A 19,566-nucleotide genomic window follows, 5' to 3' on the forward strand; every position below is an offset into this window, starting at 1 on the left:
CCGCGAAGGCGGCCCATAGCGAGTGAAGCACGGAAAGGGTCACGAACACAGATGGCGGTTGTGCAGCCGGTTCTGTGCGGCCTCCCGATCGTGTGTCGGGGCGTCGGTGGCGCGGTCCTGACTAACGGGAGAGGAGTGAACGTGTCGTTCGATGTGACGCTGTATCCGAGTTCGGCGCCGGGGCACCGGACGTTCTGCTTCGTGGACGAGGAGGCCACGTTGGTCGTGTATTCGGGCCCGGATTGCCTGTCGATCGTGGCGCCCTCGGACCCAGCGGAATGGCCGGGGTTCGGGCGCTTCCTGGGAGACCTCGGTAGAGCCGCTGCGGAGCTGGCCGAATGGTTCGGTCGCCCGAATTCATCGCAGGGCGCTGCATCGAGGGTGACAGTGGCGGACAGGGAGGTCTGATGACGGCCGAAGCGGTAGAGGAAGTGCGGACGCTGTACCAGGCGCACCTTGCACTGGGAGCGATCCGCCCGGCCTCGGAGGCTTCAGCAACGGAGTGGCGGCGGTACTACCTACGGAGCACGCGCGTGTACGCCGAGGTCGCGGAGATCGATCGTGGACACCACCACGAGGCCATGTACTGGGCCGACCGGGAACGCCGCATGGCCGAGTTGATCGAGCGCACGGGTGTCCATGACGGCCCGGGACGGACGGTCAAGATCAAGTAGGCCGAAAATCGAGAAGAACTCACGAACGTGCGGGCGGGGCGCGTGCGGCGATGCCGCGCGTCCTCGTTCGCCTGTCCTTACCAAGGCGCAGAAGCGGATTTCCTGGATATCAAACTGTTTACGATCATGCGCTGTCCATACCAGACGGAGTAGACAGGTTCAGGGTAGACGCCCCCGACAGCGGTGGTTGTCAATCGAAGGTTCGGCGCCTTCACACGACTTGGTCGTTGCTGGGGTGTGGGAACCCGGCCACCGCTGGTGCCCTGGAAGGGCTGTTCGCTGACCCGTCCACCGGCAACGGTGGGGATGAAGTGAGGACTTGACCTTGGGGGGGGGCGACACAGAACGAATTCACCTGCCACTTCGGTGGGCCGCCTGGGACTCGAACCCAGAACCTATGGATTAAAAGTCCACAGCTCTGCCAATTGAGCTAACGGCCCTCGCCCGACAGTCTAGCGGGAGGCCGCCTCGCTCTCGCGCGGCTGGGTCGCGGCAGCGCCTCGTCGCACGTCGCTGTGCCTCGCCTCACAGTCCTGGCCGAAACCGGCCCCCACCCCCGCGCATCCAAGCGGACGACCATCGACAGCAGTGGTCATCGCTCCCCACGAGGGAAGGGTCGTGACATGGCAGGCTTCGGCGCGGATCTGGACAGACTTCGCAGCGCCGCGGGATACGTGGCGGACGCGGCGGAACTCGCGGGCTCGGCGGGCACGGGGGTGAGCGACAACCAGGTCGACGCCCCACGGCCCTTGCCGATCCCGGAATTTCCGTTCGGCTTCGGCGGCGGCGGTGGCAGCGCCGCGCACGTGTTCGGTGACTCGCTCGGGTTCGACGCTATCGCGTTCGCGTACTCGCGCCACGTCGATGCGGTGCGCGGGCACCTGTCCGAGTTACGGGAGAGCGCCGAGGCCGGCAGCAAGGCGCTGGATGCGGTGGCGGGGCTCTACGAGCGCGCCGACGAGTCCGGGAAGCTGTGAGGGGGCGGCGGTGAGCGACGAGATCGACCGCGCCACGCTGCTCGACGGCGTCGACGACGAGCTGCGCGACGCGGCGAACAAGGCCCTCGACGCGGTGGACCTGTTGAAGATGTGCGGTTTTCCCGCCGAATGGGTCACGCGGCCACTGGAGGAGTCCAAGCCCCGCGTGGTCCGGCCGTTCCGCGTCATGTCGGGCCACGACATCGACGGCATGACCGACCTCATCGAGGGCTACGAGTCGACCCTGCGGCAGTTCACGCCCAACATGCGGGCCGACGATCCGGAGGAACTGCCGGAGCTGCGCCGGGCCTACGACCTGCTGAGCGAGAACTGGTACGGCGACGGCGCCGAGGCCGCCACGCTGTACGTCGCGAATCTGTCCCAGGCCTACCAGGGCAGCGCTCTGCTGATCAGCGAGGTGGCCGGTGGCGCGATCGCCGCGCGCGAGATCATCGCCACCGCGCGGGAGGATCTGACGGAGCTCGCCGACACCTTCTACGCGGCGGCCGAGCAGTACGCCGAGAGCAAGAAGAGCAACAGCCCCGCATGGGGGCGCATGGCCGCGTGGGCGACGGTCGGCGTCGCCGTGGGTCTGCTCACCGGTGGTGTGGCGGGCGTGGTGGGGGCCGTCGGCGGTATCGCGGGTTCACTGATCGCGGGCGAGGTCGCGAAGGCCGACGCCGGTTCGGTCGCCGGTGACAGTGCGGACGAGGTGGTCACGTCGTACCTCGAACAGGCCGACGCACTGCTGGACAAGACGACGGAGACCGCCGAGGAGCTCGCACGGAAAATCGACGACCGCATCGGCAAGATCTCGGAGCACCCGATTCCGCCACCACCGGACGTGAGCCCCGGGCCCGCCTTCGATCCCGACGACTTCCGCACCGACACCCTGCCGGGCGACATCGAACGGAACGTCCGGGACGCCAACGTGGACATCGCCGCGGGCGGCGGCCAGGCGGGCAGCGCCGGTGGCGGCCGGATCAGCAACCGGCTCGCGGGCGGCGACGACAGCGAGGACAGCGGCGCACCGGAGCAGACCGCGTCAACGTGACGACGCGTGCCCCGGCCGCACCTCGTCGTGCGGTGCGGGGCACGCGGCGAACATCGGAGAATTCAGCACTTGCTGCAGCAGCCGCAACTCGGCCCGCTGCAAGCACCACAACAGCTACACCCACTCATGGCCATCACCACCCTCTTCGGGACGTGTTCCTGCCACTGGACCACGCTATGGACCGCGCCCCGCTCGCGACACCACTGCCAGGGTGAACCCGCCGGTGCCCCTGCGTAACCCGGCCCCCGCGGCGAGGCAGCCCCCTCAGCACGGCCAGTCGGTTGACAGATGCCCACCCCCGGTCGCGGCCCATAGCGTCGCTGCCATGACAACGACAACCAGCACGACAGCCAGCACGCAGCAGACCACCGCTTCCACCACGCGGCTGCGGCTCGCCGTCATCATCGGCAGTGTCCGCACCGATCGGTTCGGCACCGTGCCGGCCGGATGGTTCGCCGGGCGGGCCTCCGCCCACGGCGACTACGACGTCGACGTCATCGATCTCGCCGACTACGACCTGCCGGTGTCCATGGACGAGAACGACGACGTCGCCGCGCTCGGCGCACGACTGGCGGAGGCCGACGCGTTCGTGGTCGCCACACCGGAGTACAACCACAGCTTCCCGGCGGGATTGAAGAACGCCATCGACCACTTCCACGCGGAGTGGCAGGCCAAGCCCGTCGCGCTGCTGTCCTACGGCGGCACGTCGGGTGGGCTGCGCGCCGTGGAACACCTCCGCCTGGTCTTCGCCGAGCTGCACGCCGTGACGATGCGCAACTCGCTCAGCTTCCACAACGTCTGGGGCCTGTTCGACGACACCGGTGCGCCGAAGGACGAGTCGACCGCGACGGCCGCGAAGCAGCTGCTCGACCAGCTGCGCTGGTGGGCTGTGGCACTGCGCGACGCTCGACACGCTCATCCGTACGGGGCATGAGCTGCGGCGACGCCGAGTTGACCTCGACCATACTCGAGGTTGCAGGCTGTGGCACATGCAGTCGGAACAACTGTGGGGACGGGCCGGAGACCTGGCGACCGTGGCGGAGCTGCTGGCCTCGGCTCGGCGGGGCGAGGGCGGAGCTCTCGTCCTGCGCGGCGAGGCCGGGATCGGCAAGACCGCGCTCTTGCGTCACGTCACAGCGTGGGAGAGCGACCTGACGGTCCTGTCGGGCACCGGAGTCGAGCCGGAGTCGGCGCTGCCGTTCTCCGGTCTGCACCTGCTGTTGCGGCGGGTGGAGCACCGGCTCGACGAGCTGGCGGGCGAGCACGCCGCCACGCTGCGGCAGGCACTCGGGCTGGGGCGGCCGGACGATCCGCCGGCCGACCGCCACCGGGTCACCCTGGCGACGCTCGCGCTGGTCACCGCGCTCGCCGCCGAGCGGCCCCTGCTCGTGGCCGTGGACGACGCGCACTGGCTGGACCGCGCGTCGCTGGACGTGCTCGGGTTCGTCGCACGTCGCCTCGGCACCGTGCGAGCGGCGTTGCTGCTGACGGCCCGCGACGGCCACGCGCCCGCCCTGTCCCTGCCGGGTGTCGCCGACCACCGCCTGCCCACGCTGGGTGACGACGACGCCCACGCCGTGCTGGCCGCGCATGCCGGTGATCTCCCGGGGCACGTGCGGCGCCAGGTCGTCGCGGAGGCACAGGGCAATCCGCTGGCGCTGCACGAGCTGCCGGCGGCGCGCAGGCAGGGTCACCCGGCCGCCACCGGACCGGTGCAGAGCACGTTGCGGCTCTCGTTCGCGGATCGCGTCGCAGCGCTCCCCCACGCCACGCGCCTGCTCGTGACCGTCGCCGCGGCCGACGGCACCGGCGATGCCGCGACCGTGCTCGCGGCCGCCACCACCCTGGGTGCGGGACCCGCCGACCTGACCGCGGCCGAGCGGGCCGAGCTGCTGGAGTTCCGGGAGACCCGCCTCGAGTTCCGCCATCCCCTCGTGCGCGCCGCCGCGTGCGGGGCGGCGTCGGTGACCGAACGGCTCACCGTGCACCGGGCGCTGGCCGCCGCACTCACGGCACCGGAGGACGCCGACCGCAGGGCGTGGCACCTCGCGTCCGCCACCACAGGGCGGGACGCCGACGTCGCCGCCGCGCTGGAAAGCACCGCCGAACACGCACGGGCCAGGGGCGGCTCCGTCGCGGTCGCCTCCGCCTACGAGCGGGCCGCCGCGCTGAGCACCACCGCGTGCGAGAGGACGCGCAGACTGGTGGCGGCAGCCCGGGCGGCGGCGGACGCGGGCCAGCCCGACCGCGCGCTCGATCTCGTGCGGCAGGCCGAGCGGTACTGTCCCACCCCGGCCGCGGGAGCGTGGACCGCGATGATCCACGCCGTGATCGCCGACGACCAGGACCGATCCGGCGAGTCCTACCGGGTGTTGACGGACGCAGCCCATGCCGTCGCGGCCGACGATCCCGAACTGGCCGGCGGCCTGGTGTTCTGGGCCGCGCACTCGGCGTGGACGGCGAACGAGCCGGCGTTGATGGAGCAGGCCGCGCAGCTCGCGCGACGGTGGGAGCTGCCCACGGCCTCGTCGGCGTGGCGCCTGGTGCGGGCGGGCAGGGGCACGGCGACGGCGCGCAGGTCCGCGTTACGGGAGCTACTCACCGACGCCGGCACGCTGTTCGGCGGGTGCTGCGACCGGCCGCTGGCCCTGCGGGGCCGGACGACGGTCGCCGAGTGGCACCTCCTCGCAGGCGACCACCTTCAGGCTCGAACGGTCGCCGACGACGTCGTGCGTGCCGCCAGGGCCGAGTGCGCGGCGGGCGTGCTCGCCCCGGCACTGGCGGTGCTCGCGGACGCGGAACTGAGGCTGGGCCTGCACGCGCAGGCCCGCGCCACGGCCACCGAGGGGCTGCGCCTCGCCGAGGAGAGCAGCCAGGCCCGCGCGGTGTCGGCGTTGTCGGGAGTGCTGGCGCGCCTGGCGGCGCTGGCCGGAGACACCGAGGCGCTCTCGGCGCACGCGCCGCGCGCCGACGTCGGCGACGCCACCCACGCACTCGCCTCACTCGATCTGGGCCACGGCAGGCACGACGCCGCGGTGCAGCGACTGGTCACCGTGTCCGCCGACACGCCACGCGACGCGGCGGATCTGGCCGAAGCGGTGGCGCGCGCACACCACACCGGGGCCGACGCGAGCTGGTGGCACGACGTCCGCGAGCGGGCGGAGCGCGCGGTCGCCGGACTCGACCCGGCCGGGGCCGTGGCGCTGCGCGGCCTGGCCCTGCTGGCCGAAGCGCGCTCGGCGGAGGAAGCCGACGCCCTGTTCACCCGCGCTCTCGACGCCCATGACGCCGAGCCACGGCAGGTCTTCGAGCGCGCCCGCACCGACCTGGCGTACGGCGAGTGGTTGCGGCGCAGGCGGAGGGCGACGGAGGCACGGACTCACCTGCGCGCCGCCGTAACGGGGTTCGAGAGCCTGGGCGCGCGGCCGTGGTCCGCACGAGCGCGCACGGAACTGCGCGCGAGTGGGGAGAGCCTCGTCAGCGCTCCCACACGCGCTGCCGACGTCGAGGCCCGGCTCACCCCGCAGGAGCGGCGCATCGTCGGCCTCGCGGCCACCGGCCTGAGCAACCGGGACATCGGCACCCGGCTGTTCCTCAGTCCGCGCACCGTCGGTTACCACCTGTACAAGGCGTATCCGAAGCTGGGGGTGTCGTCGCGGGGAGAGCTGGCCGGGCTCGGCCTGGCGGGCTGAGCAGCGGCGGGTCGTGTCACACTGCGCACCGTGGAGTACCAACTCACCGCCGAACTCGCGTCCCCGCTCGCGACACCGGACCTCGACCCGCTCCAGCGGGTCGGCGTCGTCGCGCTGCTGGACGAGCGGTTGAGCGCGCTGGCGGGAATCGAGGGGCCGGACGGCGTCGAGATCGTCCCGGTGGAGCACTCCGTCGAGGCACACGCCGGTGGCGCGGTGGTGAGCTGGCTGCTCGACGCGCCCGCGCTGGTGTTCGCCGAGGACGCCACGCGCGCCGTGCTGGAGCAGCTCGTCGAGGAGATCGACCTCCTGCACGGCTGGGAGGTCAAGCACTGCGCCGTGACGGCGACCGACGACCAGTTGGAGACGGCGCTGGCCGCCTCGGCCGCCCCGGACGGTGCCCACGCGACCGCCGGTGACGGCACCGGGTGGGCCGCCGATGTCAACATCGCCGTGTCGGAGGCCGAGCTGGCCGAGCGCAGGCAGCGGTTGCTGCGGTCGGGGCCCCACCTGCGAGCCTTTGACCCGGACGTGTTCGGCGAGCTCGACGACGAGCAGGCCCGGTACGCGGCGGGAGCGCTGCTGCACGGCGTCGAGTTGCTCGTCGACGAGGTGTTCGGCGATGTCCAGCTGCTGGATGACGAGGACGCCACCGTCGACGAGGTCGACGCGCTGTGGGCGCTGGACGAACTGCCGCCGGAGTACGCCGACCGCTACACCGCCCTGTTCGCCAAGCAGTTCCTGGTCACGACGACGATTCTCGGGCACCGGCTGACGCGGGACGGCTGGGACGGTCCGCTGTGCGTGGCTGAGGCACTGGCGTTGCGCATTGCGGCGGCGCGCGCGGAAGTGGAACTCGACCTCGCCGACGTACTCGATCCCGACGACGTCGAGGTGGTCTTCGCCCGGTTCGCCGAGGTCGCGCTGGCCGGGCTCGACGACGAGCCGCTGTTCGACGTCGCCGAGGCGGATCTGCCCGATGACCTGGCGTTCGACCGCTGGTTCCAGCCCAGGGCACGGCCCGACGGCACCCCGCCGCCCCATCCGTACCTCGCCGACCAGGACTGAGTCGCACCGCTATGACGTGAATTGTCCTTTTCACTTCGGACAATTCACCTTCTTTCGGCTTGGGCTCCCCGGGTGAATGACTCCGGTGATCGACGCCCGCAATAACCGAAACAGCTTTCGATTACAAGACTGCACAGCATGATCTCTCCCCTTTAGCGTTCGGCGCTATCACCGTCAACCCTGCTCGGTGATATTCACACCATCGGGAGAGATCAGCTATGAAACGACCTCTCATTCGATCCCTCGTCGCCGGGATCGCCCTCGCGGGCGGCTCGGCGGCGCTCGCCGCACCCGCGGGAGCGGCCACCGACCCGGTCGCGTCGGCACTCGACGACGTCACCGGGCAGGCGGCGGCCGTCGTGGCAGGCGAGCAGGACAGGATCGAACAGTACTGGAGCGCGGAACGCATGGAGGCGGCGAAGCCCGCCGAAGAGCGATTCCTCGGCTCCGGCAAGGCCGGTGCGGTGACCGCGCGGGCCGAGGCGGCGGCGGCGGGCGGCGTGAGGGCGGCGGCCGAGCCGGAGACCCCGCAGCCTCGGCTCGGCAAGGTGTTCTTCACCCTGGGCGGCACCGATTACGTGTGCTCCGGCACGGCCACGGAGAGCGGAAACGGCGACGTCGTCACCACCGCGGGCCACTGCCTCAACGAGGGCCCGGGTGACTTCGCGACCAACTTCGCGTTCGTGCCGGCCTACGACAACGGCGACACTCCCTACGGGACGTGGACGGCCGAGCACCTCTACGCGCCGACCCAGTGGGCCCAGTCCGGTGACTTCAACTACGACGTGGGCTTCGCCGTGATGAACGAGAACGGTTCGGGCGACAGCCTCACGGACGTCGTCGGGTCGTATCCCATCGCGTTCGACCTGCCGCGCGGACTGTCCTACACCGCCTACGGCTACCCCGCGGCGTCCCCGTTCGACGGCGAGGAACTGTACTCCTGCACCGGAACCGCGCGGGACGACTGGCTCGGTTCCAACGACCAGGGCCTGACCTGCGACATGACGGGCGGCTCCTCGGGCGGCGGCTGGATCACCGACGGTCAGCTCAACTCGGTGAACAGCTTCAAGTACACCTTCGACCCGAACACCATGTACGGGCCGTACTTCGGTTCGGTGGCCCAGTCGGCCTACACCACGGCCGCCTCGGCCTGACCGGCACGACTCCGGGAGGGGCGCGGTGACATCCCGCGCCCCTCCCGGTCATTGCCAATCCTCGCGGTCCTCGCGGTCCTCACGGTCGTCGCGCAGCCACCTCGGCACCACGAACCACAGGACGGTGAACAGGCCACCGAGCACGGCCGCCAGTGCCACCATGGCGGCGATCCCGAAGACGACCTTGCCGATCAGCGCCACGGTCAGCGTGATCGCCACCGCCAGGCAGGCGAGACCAGCCACCACCAGCCGGTTGCCGACCCGCAGGATCGCCGTGCGGCGACCCTCGCGAAACAGCACCCGATGCCACGCCGCCGGCGCCGTGAGCAGTGCGGTCGCCGCCGCCGTGAACAACACGGTCACCAGGTACAGCGACTTCTCGAACCCACTCGCCTCGCGGAACGGCGACGTGAACGCCACGGCGAGCAGGAACCCGAAGAGGATCTGCCTTCGGCCTGGGCGACCCGCAGCTCACCGAGCAGCTCGTTGACGTTGCGCGTGAGCTGCTGGTGCCGGGCTTCGCCCTCGTCGGTCACCGGCCCGCACCCACCGGTTCGGGATCCAGCACCACCTTCGTGGGGCGGGAGCGCTCGTGCCAGCCCAGCGCCGTGATCGAGCAGACCACCACGACCAGCCCCAGCCACTGCGTCACCGTGAGATCGGCGTCGAGCACCGTGACACTGATGATCGCCGCCGTGACGGGGAACGCGAGCTCGGCCAGCGTGGCCCGTGCGGCGGGCGTGGCCTGCATCCCCACGTAGTACAGGCTCAGGGCCAATAGTCCGGGAACCAGCGCCAGGAGCACCAGGCCCGTGGCGTTGTCCCAGCCCACGGCGAACGGGCTGCCCTGCGCGGCCACGATCACCGCCGCCACCGGAAGCCCGATCGTGAACCGCAACGCGGTGACGTCCCGGGGCCGCAGCGACGCCGACACGAACCGGCCGAGCACGGTGCCACCTGCCCACAGCGCCGCCGCGCCCAGCGCGAGCAGTGCGGTGCGCAGCGCCGACACCTCGACGTCGAGCGGGTCCGAGAACGAAAGCAGCCAGGCGCCCACCAGCGCGGGCATGGCGAACACCAGGTATCCCGCACGGAGTCGTTCGCCGAGGAGCGCGAACGCGGCGACCATCGCGAACAACGGCTGGAACTTCTGCAGCACCAGCGGCGTCACCGGATCGCCCGTCTGGAAGGCGGCGGTGAACAGGGCGGTCGCCAGCGCGGAGGCGCCGCCACCGATCAGCAGCACGGCGCCCCACTCCCTCGGCCCGCAGCGAGCCAGCGCTCGTAGCGCCGAGGGCAGGAACGGCAGGAGGACCACCGCGACGATCAGGTGCTCCCAGAACACCACCGTCGCCGCGGGCAGTTCCTCGGCCAGCGGCAGGCGGAGCAACCCGTCGGTGCCCCACAACCCCGCCGCGATCGCCACGAGCCACGTCCGGTCGGTACCCGTGGTCCGACCCATTCCCGCCGTCGTCATCACGCTCCCAGGCTACGAGCCATCGCCCGGTTGACCACGGAGTGGACGCCACGGACGGGCGACACCGCGTTGCGGCCCGGTGTGGCGTCTGGTTAGCACGACATATGCGCACCCGAATCAGCACCGTTCTCACGACACTCGCGACGGCAGCCACGATCACGGCCGTGACGGCCCCTGGCGCCGCCGCCGCACCCGAACCCGTGACGTTCACGGCCGTCCTCGGAACGTTCGAGTCCGACCTCCAGGGCGGCACGGCCGTCACCTACGACACCGCGCTCGTCCCGCGCGGCGGCGTCGCGGGTGTCTCGTCGCTGACCTCTCCGGCACGAGGCACCGTCACCGAGTTGACGGTGCGCGGGCTGCTGCCCGACCGGCAGTACGGCGCCCACGTACACGTCAACCCGTGCGGTGCCACCGGCGAGGCGGCGGGACCGCACTACCAGCACGTGCCCGACCCGGAGCAGCCCTCCACCGACCCGGCCTACGCCAACCCGGAGAACGAGATCTGGCTCGACCTCACCACCGACTCGGAGGGCGCGGGCAAGTCCCGGTCCGAGGTCGCCTGGACCTTCGGTGAGCGCAAGCCCGCGTCCGTGGTGATCCACGAACGTCACACCGCCACGGGCGAGGGCGAGGCAGGAGCCGCGGGCGCCAGGCTGGCGTGCGTCGACGTCGACTTCTGACCACGATCGACCCGCGGTGCCAGGGAACTCCAGCACCGCGGGCTCGATACTCGGGTGAGTTAACTGAGCAGTCAGTTAATTGATAGGCTGGGCCGGTGCCCCGCCCTCCTGATCCCGCCAGGGCCGCAGCACGCAGGGAAGCCGTCACCGCGGCAGCGGCACGGCTGTTCGCCGAGCGCGGCTACGAGAACACCTCGGTGACCGACCTCGCCCGCGCGGCGGGACTGTCCTCGGGCAGCGTCTTCTACCACTTCCCGGACAAACGCGCGGTCTTCCGTTCGCTGTTCGAGCGCGACCTTCCCCAGTGCCGGGAACTCGTCGAGCGGAGCCTGGACACCGACGACCCGCTGGAATCGATCCTGGGCATGGTCGACGCGCTGGGAGCCGAAGCACTCGACCCCACGGCGCCGGGCATCATGGTGGAGCTGCTGCGCCAGGTGGACAGGGACCCCGAACTGGCGCGCATCGTGAGCGAGAACGCCTCCGTGCTCCACCACGGTTTCGCCACGCTGCTCCGGCGCGCCATCGAGTCCGGGACCGTCGATGGCGGGCTCGACCCCGACGAAGCCGCGGCCTGGATCCAGGCCGTGATCGACGCCGCGTTCCTCAACGCGGAGAACGATACCGACCCGCGCCCCATGCTGCGCCTGATCGTCGGCCGGTTCCTCGCCGCGCCGACCACCGGAAAGGCCACTTGATGACCGACACTCCGGCCGCCGTGACCGTGCGCCAGCACACGGCGGTCTCGTTCCTGCTCGTGCTCGTCCCGCTCGTGCTGGGCGCCGCGCTCGGTCTCGTGGTAGACCCCCTCGTCAACTGGTTGATCGACAGGGTGGACAGCGCACCGGCACCGCTACGACTGGCCGCCGAGCTGCCGCCTGCCTGGGCTGCGGCGGCCCTCGCGGCGGTCGGCACCGGCGCGGGCGTGTGGCTCGCGCACCGCGCCCGGGCGGAGGCGCTGACCCTGACCGTCGGACCCGACGAGGTGCGGCTCACCCAGAACGGCGCGCAGCGGTGCGTGTCCAGGGCCGCCGTAGCCGAGGTGTTCCTCGACCGGCGCGACCTCGTCCTGCTCGACGCGCGCGCCCGGCAACTCGCCCGCCACGACGCGAGGGAACTGAACCCCGAGGCCGTGGGCGCCGCGTTCGCGCGCTTCGCCTACCCGTGGTGCGGGACCGAGGACCCGCACGAGAGCGAGTTCCGGCGCTGGGCCGACGGTGACCCGGCACTGACGGACGAGCTCCACGGCCTGCTGCGGTCGCGGGCGGACGCGGTGCTGAGCAAGGACACCACGCGCGCCACCGAACTGGCCGACAGTGCCCGCGAGCGGGGCATCGTCGTCCGGGATCGGGACGGTGCCCAGCAGTACCGTTGGCTGGTCGCTGCACGACTCCAGGGACGGGGTGGTGGAAAAGATGAGGACTTACCACGCGGAAGTCAGCCGTGACGGTAGGTTCTGGCTCATCACGGTTCGCGAGATCGAACGATCGACCCAGGCTCTCCGCTACAAGGATGTACGGGCGATGGCGAGCGAACTCAACGAGATCATGGAAGATCTCGGCAGTGACGAGTACGAGCTTGAGATCGACGTGCAACTGCCGAGATCCGTGAAAGATCACCAGGATCGCGCCGACGTTCTGCGCCGGGCCGCTCAGCGCAAGCAGGCGGAAGCGGCCGCCGAAAGTCGTGCGGCCGTGCAGGAATTGCTGTCCATGGGGTTGTCGCAGCGCCAAGCGGGGGACGTGCTCGGCGTGTCGTTCCAGCGCGTGAGCCAGTTGGCGAAATCGAGCTAGCTGCCGGTTGCGGTAACCGCATCCGGCGGTGGTGGCGCCACCCGTCGTTACCTTAGGCTCGGGGCTCGGTCACGAGTATGGGGGATTCGATGAGCCAGGCCGAGGACGCACCGCAGAAGACCGGCTGGGGCGAACTGGGACACAAGTGGATCACCGCGATCGCCGGGCTGATCACCGCGCTCGCGGGAGCAGGATTCTTCCTCGGCCGCTCCACCGCACCGGAGACACCCTCGTCGCCCGACGCGAACGCGGCCGCGCCGGTCACGGTGACCGTCACGGTGCCGGCGGGAAACGACCCCGGCACCGAGGCTTCCACCGCTCCGGTGGACACCGACTCCGACCTCCGCTGGGAGGGAAAGCTCAACTGGAACGGCTACGGGACCGGCTACAACCTCGACCTGGTTCCCCCGACGTACACCGACGGCCGGTACCTCAGCGGGACGCTGACCGGGCTGGAGTCCTACGGTGACGCGGCGCAGATCGCGGTGTGGAAGTCCGGCTCGTTTCCCGGCAGGGCGGACTGTGCCGAGGCCGTCGACACGGAAGGCACCGACCACATCTCGACACTGGAGGAGGGCAACCAAGTCTGCGGCCGGACCTACGAGGGCCGCGTCTTCCGGCTCGAAGTCATCGCCGCCGGCAGTGACTTCAAGGCGGAGGGCGTCGTGTGGGAGAAGTGACCTACAAACCGGCGATACAGCACCGTGGGCTGACGGGTCATGCCCACCGACCCGCACGTCGCGCGCCCACGCCTGCGGTGACAATGGAGGGCGTGACCGCGACCCTGACCACGCCCGCGCTGCGGATCGGCCCCTACGCCGTCGACCCGCCCGTTGTGCTCGCCCCGATGGCGGGCATCACCAACGTCGCGTTCCGGCAGCTCTGCCAGGAGTACGGCGCCGGGCTCTACGTCTGCGAGATGATCACAGCGCGTGCCGTGGTGGAGCGCCACCCGGGCACGATGCACATGATGACCTTCGCCGAGGGTGAGCGTCCGCGATCCATGCAGCTCTACGGCGTCGACCCGAAGACGATGCGCGAGGCAGTAAAGATCGTCGTCGGCGAGGGGCTGGCGGATCACGTCGACGCGAACTTCGGCTGCCCCGTGGCGAAGGTGACCCGCAAGGGCGGCGGGGCCGCTCTGCCGTTCAAGCGCAGGCTGTTCGCCGACATCGTCCGTGCCTCGGTGGAGGCCGCTGAGCCCGCAGGGGTGCCGTTCACGGTCAAGTTCCGCGTGGGCATCGACGACGAGCACCACACGTACCTCGACGCGGGCCGGATCGCCGAGGCGGAGGGGGCCTCGGCCGTGGCCCTGCACGCCCGCACGGCGGCGCAGCGCTACTCGGGCCAGGCGGACTGGTCGCGGATCGCGCGATTGAAGGAGGCGGTCACCGGCATTCCGGTGCTCGGCAACGGCGACATCTTCACCGCGTCGGACGCGCTGCGCATGATGGCGCAGACGGGCTGCGACGGCGTCGTGGTGGGGCGCGGCTGCCTGGGCAGGCCGTGGCTGTTCGGGGAGCTGGAGGCGGCCTTCGCGGGCAGGCCGGTGCCCGAGGGGCCGAACCTGGGCGAGGTGGCACGGGTGCTGCGCCGCCACGCCGACCTGCTGGTGCGGCACGACGGTGTGGACAAGGCGATGCGCGACCTCCGCAAGCACATGGCCTGGTACTTCATGGGCTTTCCCGTGGGCTCCTCGCTGCGCCGCCGGTTCGCGATGGTGTCGGCACCGGACGAACTGGACGAGTTGATCGGGCAGCTCGACCACGACGCCCCGTTCCCCGCCGACGCGCTGGGACCGAGGGGCCGGCAGGGTTCCCCCGGGAAGGTCACCCTGCCGCACGGCTGGCTGGACGACCCCGACGACCCGTGCGTTCCCGAGGGCGCCGACCTCATGCACTCCGGCGGCTGACCGGCTCGACCCGAGCGGTGACGGCGGCCACTGCGACTCACTGACAACGAGCGTTGTCAGTCGGCACCAAAAGTGAACCCCCGGTGGGCCGATCACGTGACGGGGGCCACGAACCAGCACCCTCCGTCGATAGTGACCGCCCAGTACAGCAACGCTGCGTAAAAAGTTCACACCGTGGTGTCGTCACGAACGGCGGATATCCGTACGATAACGAAAACCGTCCTCGCGGCGATCAACAAGCAGACAGAGCCCGGTAAGGGAACCTGAGCGAAGGGAGCGTGCGTGTCCGACGACCGCGGCACTCCCGGACTTACCTCGCAGGCGGAGGAATGGCGAGCGCAGGCCCGGCGCAACCGTGAGGAAGCCGAGCGCAAGCGCCGCCGCGCGCTCGACACGCAGGGCGGGATCAGCGTCGCCGAGATGCTCGCCCGCCACGCCGCCGAGCAGCAGCCGTCCGGCACCAACGGTCATGCCGGTTCCGCCCGGCAGCAGCGGCGTGCCACACAGCAGGTCGAGTCCGCCGTCCCCGGCAGTTCGAGCGCCGCGAGTGCCGCCGCGCCGCCGTCCCGCCGATCGCGGCGCGCCGCCGACGAGCACGTCGGCACCCCCGCCCCGCCGGAGAAGAACGGCCGCCGTAACGGCGGTCCGGGTCCTGCCGGGCTCCCGCAACGCACCGCACCGGAGCCACCGCAGTCCCTCGCGCGGCCGCACGGCACCCCGAGCGCCCCGCACGCGGGCCGACCCGTTGCGCCGCCTCCCGCACCGGCGCCCCCGGCAACGACCCCGCCCCCGGCGACCACCCCGCCGACCCCGCCGAACCCACCGGCTCAGCCGCCGCCCCCGCTCGCGCGCCGGGAGGTTCCGAGACCCGAGCCGAGCCGGCCCGAACCGCCTTCGCGACGTCGCCAGGGGCCGCCGGAACCTCCGCGCCCCGACAACGGGCACCCGCGTCCGAACGGATCGCCGCCGCGCGGCTTCGAGCCCGGGCGCTCCGGTCACTTCGCCCTGCCCGATCCCCCCTCCGAGGAACCGCCCCGGCATGTGCCCGCCAGGGGGCGCGGCGCCGTGGCCGAGCCACCACCACCCGGTCGCCCCCCGAGCCGGGGCCCACAGCCGCCGCCGCGCAACCCACGCCCCGCCCGCGGCGCGCCGCCGCCACTACCGCCGCCGCCACCGCCGCTGGGTGGCCCCGATGTCGCCGCGCTCGACGCGCCGGAACGGCCTGGCGCTACCCCGCCCCCGCCCTCGCGCACACCCGCGCCACCCCGCGAGCCCCGGCCGCAGGGTGACAACCGCACCCGGCGGCGTCCTCCGATAGCGCCACCAGCGCCACCCGCGCCACCCTCGGTGTCCGCCCCGCCGACGCCTCAGGCGCCCGCCGCGCAGCCCGCGCCGGAGGACTCCGAGGTCGCGCCGGAACAACCGCCGACGCAGCAGGCACCCGTACCGCCCCGCCCGCGCCGCCGTCCCGGCCAGGAGCGTGCCGAGCGCTCGCTCGAGGACCGGCTCACCATGACCGACCAGCTGGAGCCGGTCGACGACGCCACGCGGGGCCGCCGCAAGATCGACGAGTCGCTGGCCCGGTTCTCCGCCGCGCACGACGAGCTCGAGGCACAGGAACGCAAGAAGCGGCAGAAGCGCCAGAAGCTGTTCGACCAGACCATGACCGCGTTGCAGCGGGTGGTTCCGGCCAAGTCCCACAAGCGCAACACCTCCCGGCGCAACCACACCGACCCCGACGACGATGGGGAACCCGCACCGGCCGCTTCCCCACCCGAGAACGACGACACCCCGGACACGGCGAACACAGCGAACACAGCGGACACCGCGAACAACTCGAACACGGCACGGCGGAGCGAACGCAAGGTACTCGCGTCCCGTGCGGGCGCGGTGGTGATCGCCGCGTTGGTACTGCTCACCAGCGGGGTCGGCTGGGGCGCGAAGACCTGGTTCGAGGGCCAGTTCAACGAGATCGTCGCGCTCGACGAGAACTCCGACGACATTCGCAAGGCCACCGCACAGCTCGGCGACGAGAACTTCCTGATCGTCGGGTCGGACACCCGGGCCGGTGCCCGGCCACAGGACAACGTGGGGACCACCGAGAACGTCAAGGGAGCGCGGTCCGACACCCTGATGCTGGCGCACATCCCGGAGGACCGCACCAGGGCCGTCGTCGTCTCCTTCCCCCGTGACCTGGAGATCACGCGGCCGGAGTGCCAGCGGTGGGACTCCACCACGGGTTCGTACGGCGAGCCGCTGCCCCCCGAGGAGGCCGTGAAGCTCAACTCCGCGTTCAACGCGGGTGGTCCCCGGTGCGTGACCAAGGTGATCCAGCAACTGTCCGGCATGAAGATCAACCACTTCGTGGGCATCGACTTCCAGGGATTCAAGGGCATGGTCGACGCCGTCGGCGGCGTCACCGTGCATCTCGACGAGCCCATGGAGGACGCCGAGCTGGGCCTCATCGTGGCCGAGACGGGCGATGTGCTGCTCAAGGGCGACCAGGCGCTGAACTTCGTGCGCGCCCGCAAGGTCTACAGCGACCCGACGTTCTCCGACTACGGGCGCATGCAACGGCAGCAGCAGTTCCTCTCCGCCCTGCTCGGCAAGGTGCTGTCCGGCGACGTGCTGCTCGACATGGGCAGGCTGACCGGCTTCGTGCGGGCGTTCGCGAACTCGACGTTCGGCCAGAACATCGGCGTCGACCAGATGCTGACGCTCGCGCAGTCGATGCGCGGGATGGACGCGGGCAAGGTCACCTTCCTCACCGTCCCGACGGTGGGGGAGCCGAACGAACGCGGTAACGAGGTACTGCTGGAGGCCGACACCGACCAGCTGTTCGAGACCCTCATCGAGAACACCCCGCTGCCGGGCGAGGAGCCGGAACCGGGGCAGGGGACGGGTGCGGGCGTCGGGACGTCGCAGCAGGCCGCCGCCCCGGCGTAGCGAAAAGGCCAGGTCCGGTTCACCCCGGGTTCATCTCGCGGTGCGGCGCGGGCGTCAACCCCGGACGTAGAGTGAGCCCCATGCGCGAGGCTTACCACGTCGAACTCGAGAACCTGGCCACGAAGCTGGCCGACATGTCCGTCCAGGTGGCGGACGCCATGGAGCGGGCCACGACGGCCATGCTCGACTCCGACCTGGAGCTGGCGGAACAGGTCATCAGCGACGACACCCTGGTCGACGACGCGCGCGCCGACTGCGAGGAGCAGGCGTACGCGCTGCTCGCGCTGCAGGCGCCGGTCGCGACAGACCTGCGGGTCGTGCTCGCCGCCATCCACGCCGCCGAGAGCCTGGAACGGATGGGCGATCTCGCCCTGCACGTCGCCAAGGCGGCACGTCGCAGGCACCCCGACCCCGTTCTGCCGCAGGACGTGCGGAAGTACTTCTCCGACATGGGCGCCATCGCGGTGCGCCTGGCGCGCAGGACCGAGCAGGTGATCCGGACCCGCGACGTCGAGGCGGCCCGCAGCATGGAGGAAGACGACGACCAGGTCGACGACATCCACCGCCACCTGTTCAGCGTGATCATGGCGAAGGACTGGGAGCACGGGGTGCCCACCGCGGTGGACATCACGCTGCTCGGCAGGTTCTACGAGCGCTACGCCGATCACGCCGTGTCGGTGGCTCGCCGGATGGTGTTCGTGGTCACGGGCCGTATGCCGGGCTACTCCAGCGCCGAGTCCGACGCTGTCTGAGTTGGCCCGAAAGGATGCTTGCCGCACACCGGACGTCCATGTTGTGTCCCGCTTCCGGCCGAATGGGCGCTAACGGAGCGTCACGTCCGTGTGATGTCGCCGTGATGTTCGCCGGATGTCCGGTGTCGTTCAGCTTCCGTTCACCAACACTGTTCTGCGGTGTCACGTCCCGCCCATAGCGTCCAGCATCGTGAGCATTCCCCGTGGTCGGCCGCAGCCGACCGCCCCCTTTCGGAAGAGGTCAACTGTGAAGCGTTACCCCCTGGGCCGTGTGATCGCTCTCCCGGCGGCCGCCGCGCTCACCTTCGGCATCGCGGCCTGCGGGTCGGCCAACGAGGAGAGCAGCGGGCAAGGCGGCGACGGTTCGGGCCTGTCGGGCACCATCTCCGGCGCAGGCGCCAGCTCGCAGGAAGCCGCGCAGAAGGCGTGGCAGGCCAGCTTCCTCGACGCCAACCCCGACGTCACGGTGAACTATGACCCGATCGGCTCCGGCGGTGGCCGGGAGCAGTTCGTCAGCGGTGGCTCCGACTTCGGTGGCACCGACGCGTTCCTCGACGACGAGGAGCTGGCCGGTGCCCAGGAGCGGTGCGGCGAGGTCGTGGAGATCCCCACCTACGTCTCGCCCGTCGCGGTGGTCTTCAACCTGGAGGGTGTCGAGGAGCTGAACCTCAAGCCCGCCACGATCGCCAAGATCTTCAACCAGGAGATCACCAACTGGAACGACCCGGAGATCGCCGCCGACAACCCGGACGCCGACCTGCCGGACCAGGCGATCACGCCGGTCAACCGCTCCGACGAGTCCGGCACCACCGAGAACTTCGTCGAGTACCTGACGGCCGCGGCGCCGGAGGACTGGCCGCACGAGGTCAGCGGTGACTGGCCGGTGCAGGGCGGCGAGGCCGCACAGGGCACCTCGGGTGTCGTGCAGGCCGTCGCCAACGGCAACGGCGCGATCGGCTACGCCGACGCCAGCATGGCCGGCGACCTCGGCACCGTGAAGGTGGGCGTCGGCGAGGAGTTCGTCTCGTACTCGCCCGAGGCCGCCGCGAAGGTGCTGGAGGTGTCCGAGCGCATCGAGGGTCGCGGCGACTACAGCTTCGCCTACGAGCTGGCTCGGGACACCACCGAGGAGGGCACCTACCCCATCGTGCTCGTCTCGTATGCTCTGGCCTGCGCGAACTACGATGACGCCGACACGGCCGAGGTCGTGAAGGCGTACTTCGACTACATGATCAGCTCCGAGGGCCAGCAGGCGTCGGCGGAGAACGCCGGCTCCGCGCCGATCTCCGACGCCCTGCGTCAGGAGCTCCAGCCCGCGGTCGACGCGATCGGCTCCGGCAGCTGACGCTGACAACCGCAGCCTGTCCGGGTGGTCACCCAGTGA

The 19,566-nt window shown here is 71.0% G+C and carries 19 protein-coding genes, 1 tRNA gene and 1 pseudogene; 17 read left to right on the forward strand and 4 right to left on the reverse strand.

The genetic code is table 11. The features are described 5' to 3' along the window. Nucleotides 1-141 precede the first annotated feature (141 nt). Nucleotides 142-408, forward strand: a complete 267-nt coding sequence (locus FFT09_RS07000; protein ID WP_024875601.1) for a hypothetical protein — start codon at nucleotides 142-144, stop codon at nucleotides 406-408. After that, nucleotides 408-674 carry an AMED_5909 family protein gene (locus tag FFT09_RS07005; protein ID WP_138382194.1) on the forward strand — a complete coding sequence of 89 codons (267 nt, stop codon included), beginning with the start codon at nucleotides 408-410 and terminating at the stop codon, nucleotides 672-674. Before FFT09_RS07000 ends, FFT09_RS07005 begins: the two co-directional genes overlap by 1 nt. Nucleotides 675-1,041: 367 nt before the next feature. Here the strand turns inward: FFT09_RS07005 and FFT09_RS07010 are convergent. Next, nucleotides 1,042-1,114, reverse strand: a tRNA-Lys gene (locus FFT09_RS07010). Between the two features lie 183 nt (nucleotides 1,115-1,297). On the opposite strand from FFT09_RS07010, the gene FFT09_RS07015 reads away from it, so the two are divergent. From FFT09_RS07015 to FFT09_RS07040, 6 genes are all read left to right on the forward strand, one after another. Continuing rightward, nucleotides 1,298-1,651, forward strand: a complete 354-nt coding sequence (locus tag FFT09_RS07015; protein ID WP_138382195.1) for a hypothetical protein — start codon at nucleotides 1,298-1,300, stop codon at nucleotides 1,649-1,651. 10 nt (nucleotides 1,652-1,661) lie between these two features. Continuing rightward, on the forward strand, nucleotides 1,662-2,705 hold the full coding sequence (locus tag FFT09_RS07020; protein ID WP_138382196.1) for a hypothetical protein: 1,044 nt from the start codon (nucleotides 1,662-1,664) through the stop codon (nucleotides 2,703-2,705). Between the two features lie 325 nt (nucleotides 2,706-3,030). Continuing rightward, nucleotides 3,031-3,639 (forward strand): NADPH-dependent FMN reductase, encoded by a 609-nt coding sequence (locus FFT09_RS07025; protein WP_138382197.1) that lies wholly within the window; start codon nucleotides 3,031-3,033, stop codon nucleotides 3,637-3,639. Nucleotides 3,640-3,694: 55 nt separating this feature from the next. After that, nucleotides 3,695-6,397 (forward strand): helix-turn-helix transcriptional regulator, encoded by a 2,703-nt coding sequence (locus FFT09_RS07030; RefSeq protein WP_138382198.1) that lies wholly within the window; start codon nucleotides 3,695-3,697, stop codon nucleotides 6,395-6,397. A gap of 30 nt (nucleotides 6,398-6,427) precedes the next feature. Then, nucleotides 6,428-7,465, forward strand: a complete 1,038-nt coding sequence (locus FFT09_RS07035) for a hypothetical protein (protein ID WP_138382199.1) — start codon at nucleotides 6,428-6,430, stop codon at nucleotides 7,463-7,465. Between the two features lie 218 nt (nucleotides 7,466-7,683). Next, nucleotides 7,684-8,619, forward strand: coding sequence for a trypsin-like serine peptidase (locus FFT09_RS07040; protein ID WP_167305343.1), 936 nt, complete (start codon nucleotides 7,684-7,686; stop codon nucleotides 8,617-8,619). Nucleotides 8,620-8,667: 48 nt separating this feature from the next. Here FFT09_RS07040 and FFT09_RS07045 read toward each other — a convergent pair. Together FFT09_RS07045 and FFT09_RS07050 are read right to left on the reverse strand one after the other, a co-directional pair. Further along, a pseudogene (locus FFT09_RS07045) lies at nucleotides 8,668-9,155 on the reverse strand (DUF6328 family protein). After that, on the reverse strand, nucleotides 9,152-10,096 hold the full coding sequence (locus tag FFT09_RS07050) for a DMT family transporter (protein ID WP_244231311.1): 945 nt from the start codon (nucleotides 10,094-10,096) through the stop codon (nucleotides 9,152-9,154). Before FFT09_RS07050 ends, FFT09_RS07045 begins: the two are co-directional and overlap by 4 nt. Nucleotides 10,097-10,200: 104 nt before the next feature. Here FFT09_RS07050 and FFT09_RS07055 point away from each other — a divergent pair, with 104 nt between their 5' ends. The 6 genes from FFT09_RS07055 to dusB all read left to right on the forward strand — a co-directional run bounded on the left by FFT09_RS07055 (nucleotide 10,201) and on the right by dusB (nucleotide 14,484). Continuing rightward, on the forward strand, nucleotides 10,201-10,779 hold the full coding sequence (locus tag FFT09_RS07055) for a superoxide dismutase family protein (protein WP_138382200.1): 579 nt from the start codon (nucleotides 10,201-10,203) through the stop codon (nucleotides 10,777-10,779). Between the two features lie 95 nt (nucleotides 10,780-10,874). After that, nucleotides 10,875-11,477 carry a TetR/AcrR family transcriptional regulator gene (locus tag FFT09_RS07060; protein ID WP_138382201.1) on the forward strand — a complete coding sequence of 201 codons (603 nt, stop codon included), beginning with the start codon at nucleotides 10,875-10,877 and terminating at the stop codon, nucleotides 11,475-11,477. After that, nucleotides 11,477-12,226 carry a YqeB family protein gene (locus FFT09_RS07065; protein ID WP_138382202.1) on the forward strand — a complete coding sequence of 250 codons (750 nt, stop codon included), beginning with the start codon at nucleotides 11,477-11,479 and terminating at the stop codon, nucleotides 12,224-12,226. Before FFT09_RS07060 ends, FFT09_RS07065 begins: the two co-directional genes overlap by 1 nt. 76 nt (nucleotides 12,227-12,302) lie before the next feature. Beyond that, a complete protein-coding gene (locus FFT09_RS07070) occupies nucleotides 12,303-12,572 on the forward strand; it encodes a hypothetical protein (protein WP_138382203.1) in 270 nt (89 codons plus the stop codon). 89 nt (nucleotides 12,573-12,661) lie between these two features. Next, entirely contained in the window at nucleotides 12,662-13,252 is a 591-nt protein-coding gene (locus tag FFT09_RS07075; RefSeq protein ID WP_138382204.1) for a flagellar basal body-associated FliL family protein, read from the forward strand. An 83-nt stretch (nucleotides 13,253-13,335) separates the two neighbouring features. Then, a complete protein-coding gene (gene dusB, locus FFT09_RS07080) occupies nucleotides 13,336-14,484 on the forward strand; it encodes a tRNA dihydrouridine synthase DusB (protein ID WP_208544379.1) in 1,149 nt (382 codons plus the stop codon). A gap of 183 nt (nucleotides 14,485-14,667) precedes the next feature. On the opposite strand, the gene FFT09_RS22865 is transcribed toward dusB, so the two are convergent. After that, complete coding sequence (locus FFT09_RS22865; protein ID WP_167305344.1) at nucleotides 14,668-15,081, reverse strand: hypothetical protein; 414 nt, start codon at nucleotides 15,079-15,081, stop codon at nucleotides 14,668-14,670. A 750-nt stretch (nucleotides 15,082-15,831) separates the two neighbouring features. Here FFT09_RS22865 and FFT09_RS07085 point away from each other — a divergent pair. The 3 genes from FFT09_RS07085 (at nucleotide 15,832) to pstS (ending at nucleotide 19,527) form a co-directional block, all read left to right on the forward strand. Next, nucleotides 15,832-17,430, forward strand: a complete 1,599-nt coding sequence (locus FFT09_RS07085; RefSeq protein WP_279631013.1) for an LCP family protein — start codon at nucleotides 15,832-15,834, stop codon at nucleotides 17,428-17,430. An 80-nt stretch (nucleotides 17,431-17,510) separates the two neighbouring features. After that, complete coding sequence (gene phoU / locus FFT09_RS07090; RefSeq protein ID WP_081192104.1) at nucleotides 17,511-18,182, forward strand: phosphate signaling complex protein PhoU; 672 nt, start codon at nucleotides 17,511-17,513, stop codon at nucleotides 18,180-18,182. Nucleotides 18,183-18,429: 247 nt separating this feature from the next. Then, the gene (pstS, locus tag FFT09_RS07095; RefSeq protein WP_081192106.1) at nucleotides 18,430-19,527 is read left to right on the forward strand and encodes a phosphate ABC transporter substrate-binding protein PstS; all 1,098 of its coding nucleotides are present in this window, start codon (nucleotides 18,430-18,432) and stop codon (nucleotides 19,525-19,527) included. Nucleotides 19,528-19,566 lie beyond the last annotated feature (39 nt).

The organism is Saccharomonospora piscinae (assembly GCF_005862235.1).
Classification (GTDB): domain Bacteria; phylum Actinomycetota; class Actinomycetes; order Mycobacteriales; family Pseudonocardiaceae; genus Saccharomonospora; species Saccharomonospora piscinae.

What these genes read in the sequence shown, in the direction of transcription:
- FFT09_RS07005 (WP_138382194.1), top strand. Translation starts at nt 408, where the DNA reads ATGACGGCCGAAGCGGTAGAGGAAGTGCGGACGCTGTACCAGGCGCAC.
- FFT09_RS07015 (WP_138382195.1), top strand. Translation starts at nt 1,298, where the DNA reads ATGGCAGGCTTCGGCGCGGATCTGGACAGACTTCGCAGCGCCGCGGGA.
- FFT09_RS07025 (WP_138382197.1), top strand. Translation starts at nt 3,031, where the DNA reads ATGACAACGACAACCAGCACGACAGCCAGCACGCAGCAGACCACCGCT.
- FFT09_RS07030 (WP_138382198.1), top strand. Translation starts at nt 3,695, where the DNA reads ATGCAGTCGGAACAACTGTGGGGACGGGCCGGAGACCTGGCGACCGTG.
- FFT09_RS07040 (WP_167305343.1), top strand. Translation starts at nt 7,684, where the DNA reads ATGAAACGACCTCTCATTCGATCCCTCGTCGCCGGGATCGCCCTCGCG.
- FFT09_RS07050 (WP_244231311.1), bottom strand. Translation starts at nt 10,096, where the DNA reads ATGACGACGGCGGGAATGGGTCGGACCACGGGTACCGACCGGACGTGG.
- FFT09_RS07055 (WP_138382200.1), top strand. Translation starts at nt 10,201, where the DNA reads ATGCGCACCCGAATCAGCACCGTTCTCACGACACTCGCGACGGCAGCC.
- FFT09_RS07065 (WP_138382202.1), top strand. Translation starts at nt 11,477, where the DNA reads ATGACCGACACTCCGGCCGCCGTGACCGTGCGCCAGCACACGGCGGTC.
- FFT09_RS07070 (WP_138382203.1), top strand. Translation starts at nt 12,303, where the DNA reads ATGGCGAGCGAACTCAACGAGATCATGGAAGATCTCGGCAGTGACGAG.
- FFT09_RS07075 (WP_138382204.1), top strand. Translation starts at nt 12,662, where the DNA reads ATGAGCCAGGCCGAGGACGCACCGCAGAAGACCGGCTGGGGCGAACTG.
- dusB (WP_208544379.1), top strand. Translation starts at nt 13,336, where the DNA reads ATGGAGGGCGTGACCGCGACCCTGACCACGCCCGCGCTGCGGATCGGC.
- phoU (WP_081192104.1), top strand. Translation starts at nt 17,511, where the DNA reads ATGCGCGAGGCTTACCACGTCGAACTCGAGAACCTGGCCACGAAGCTG.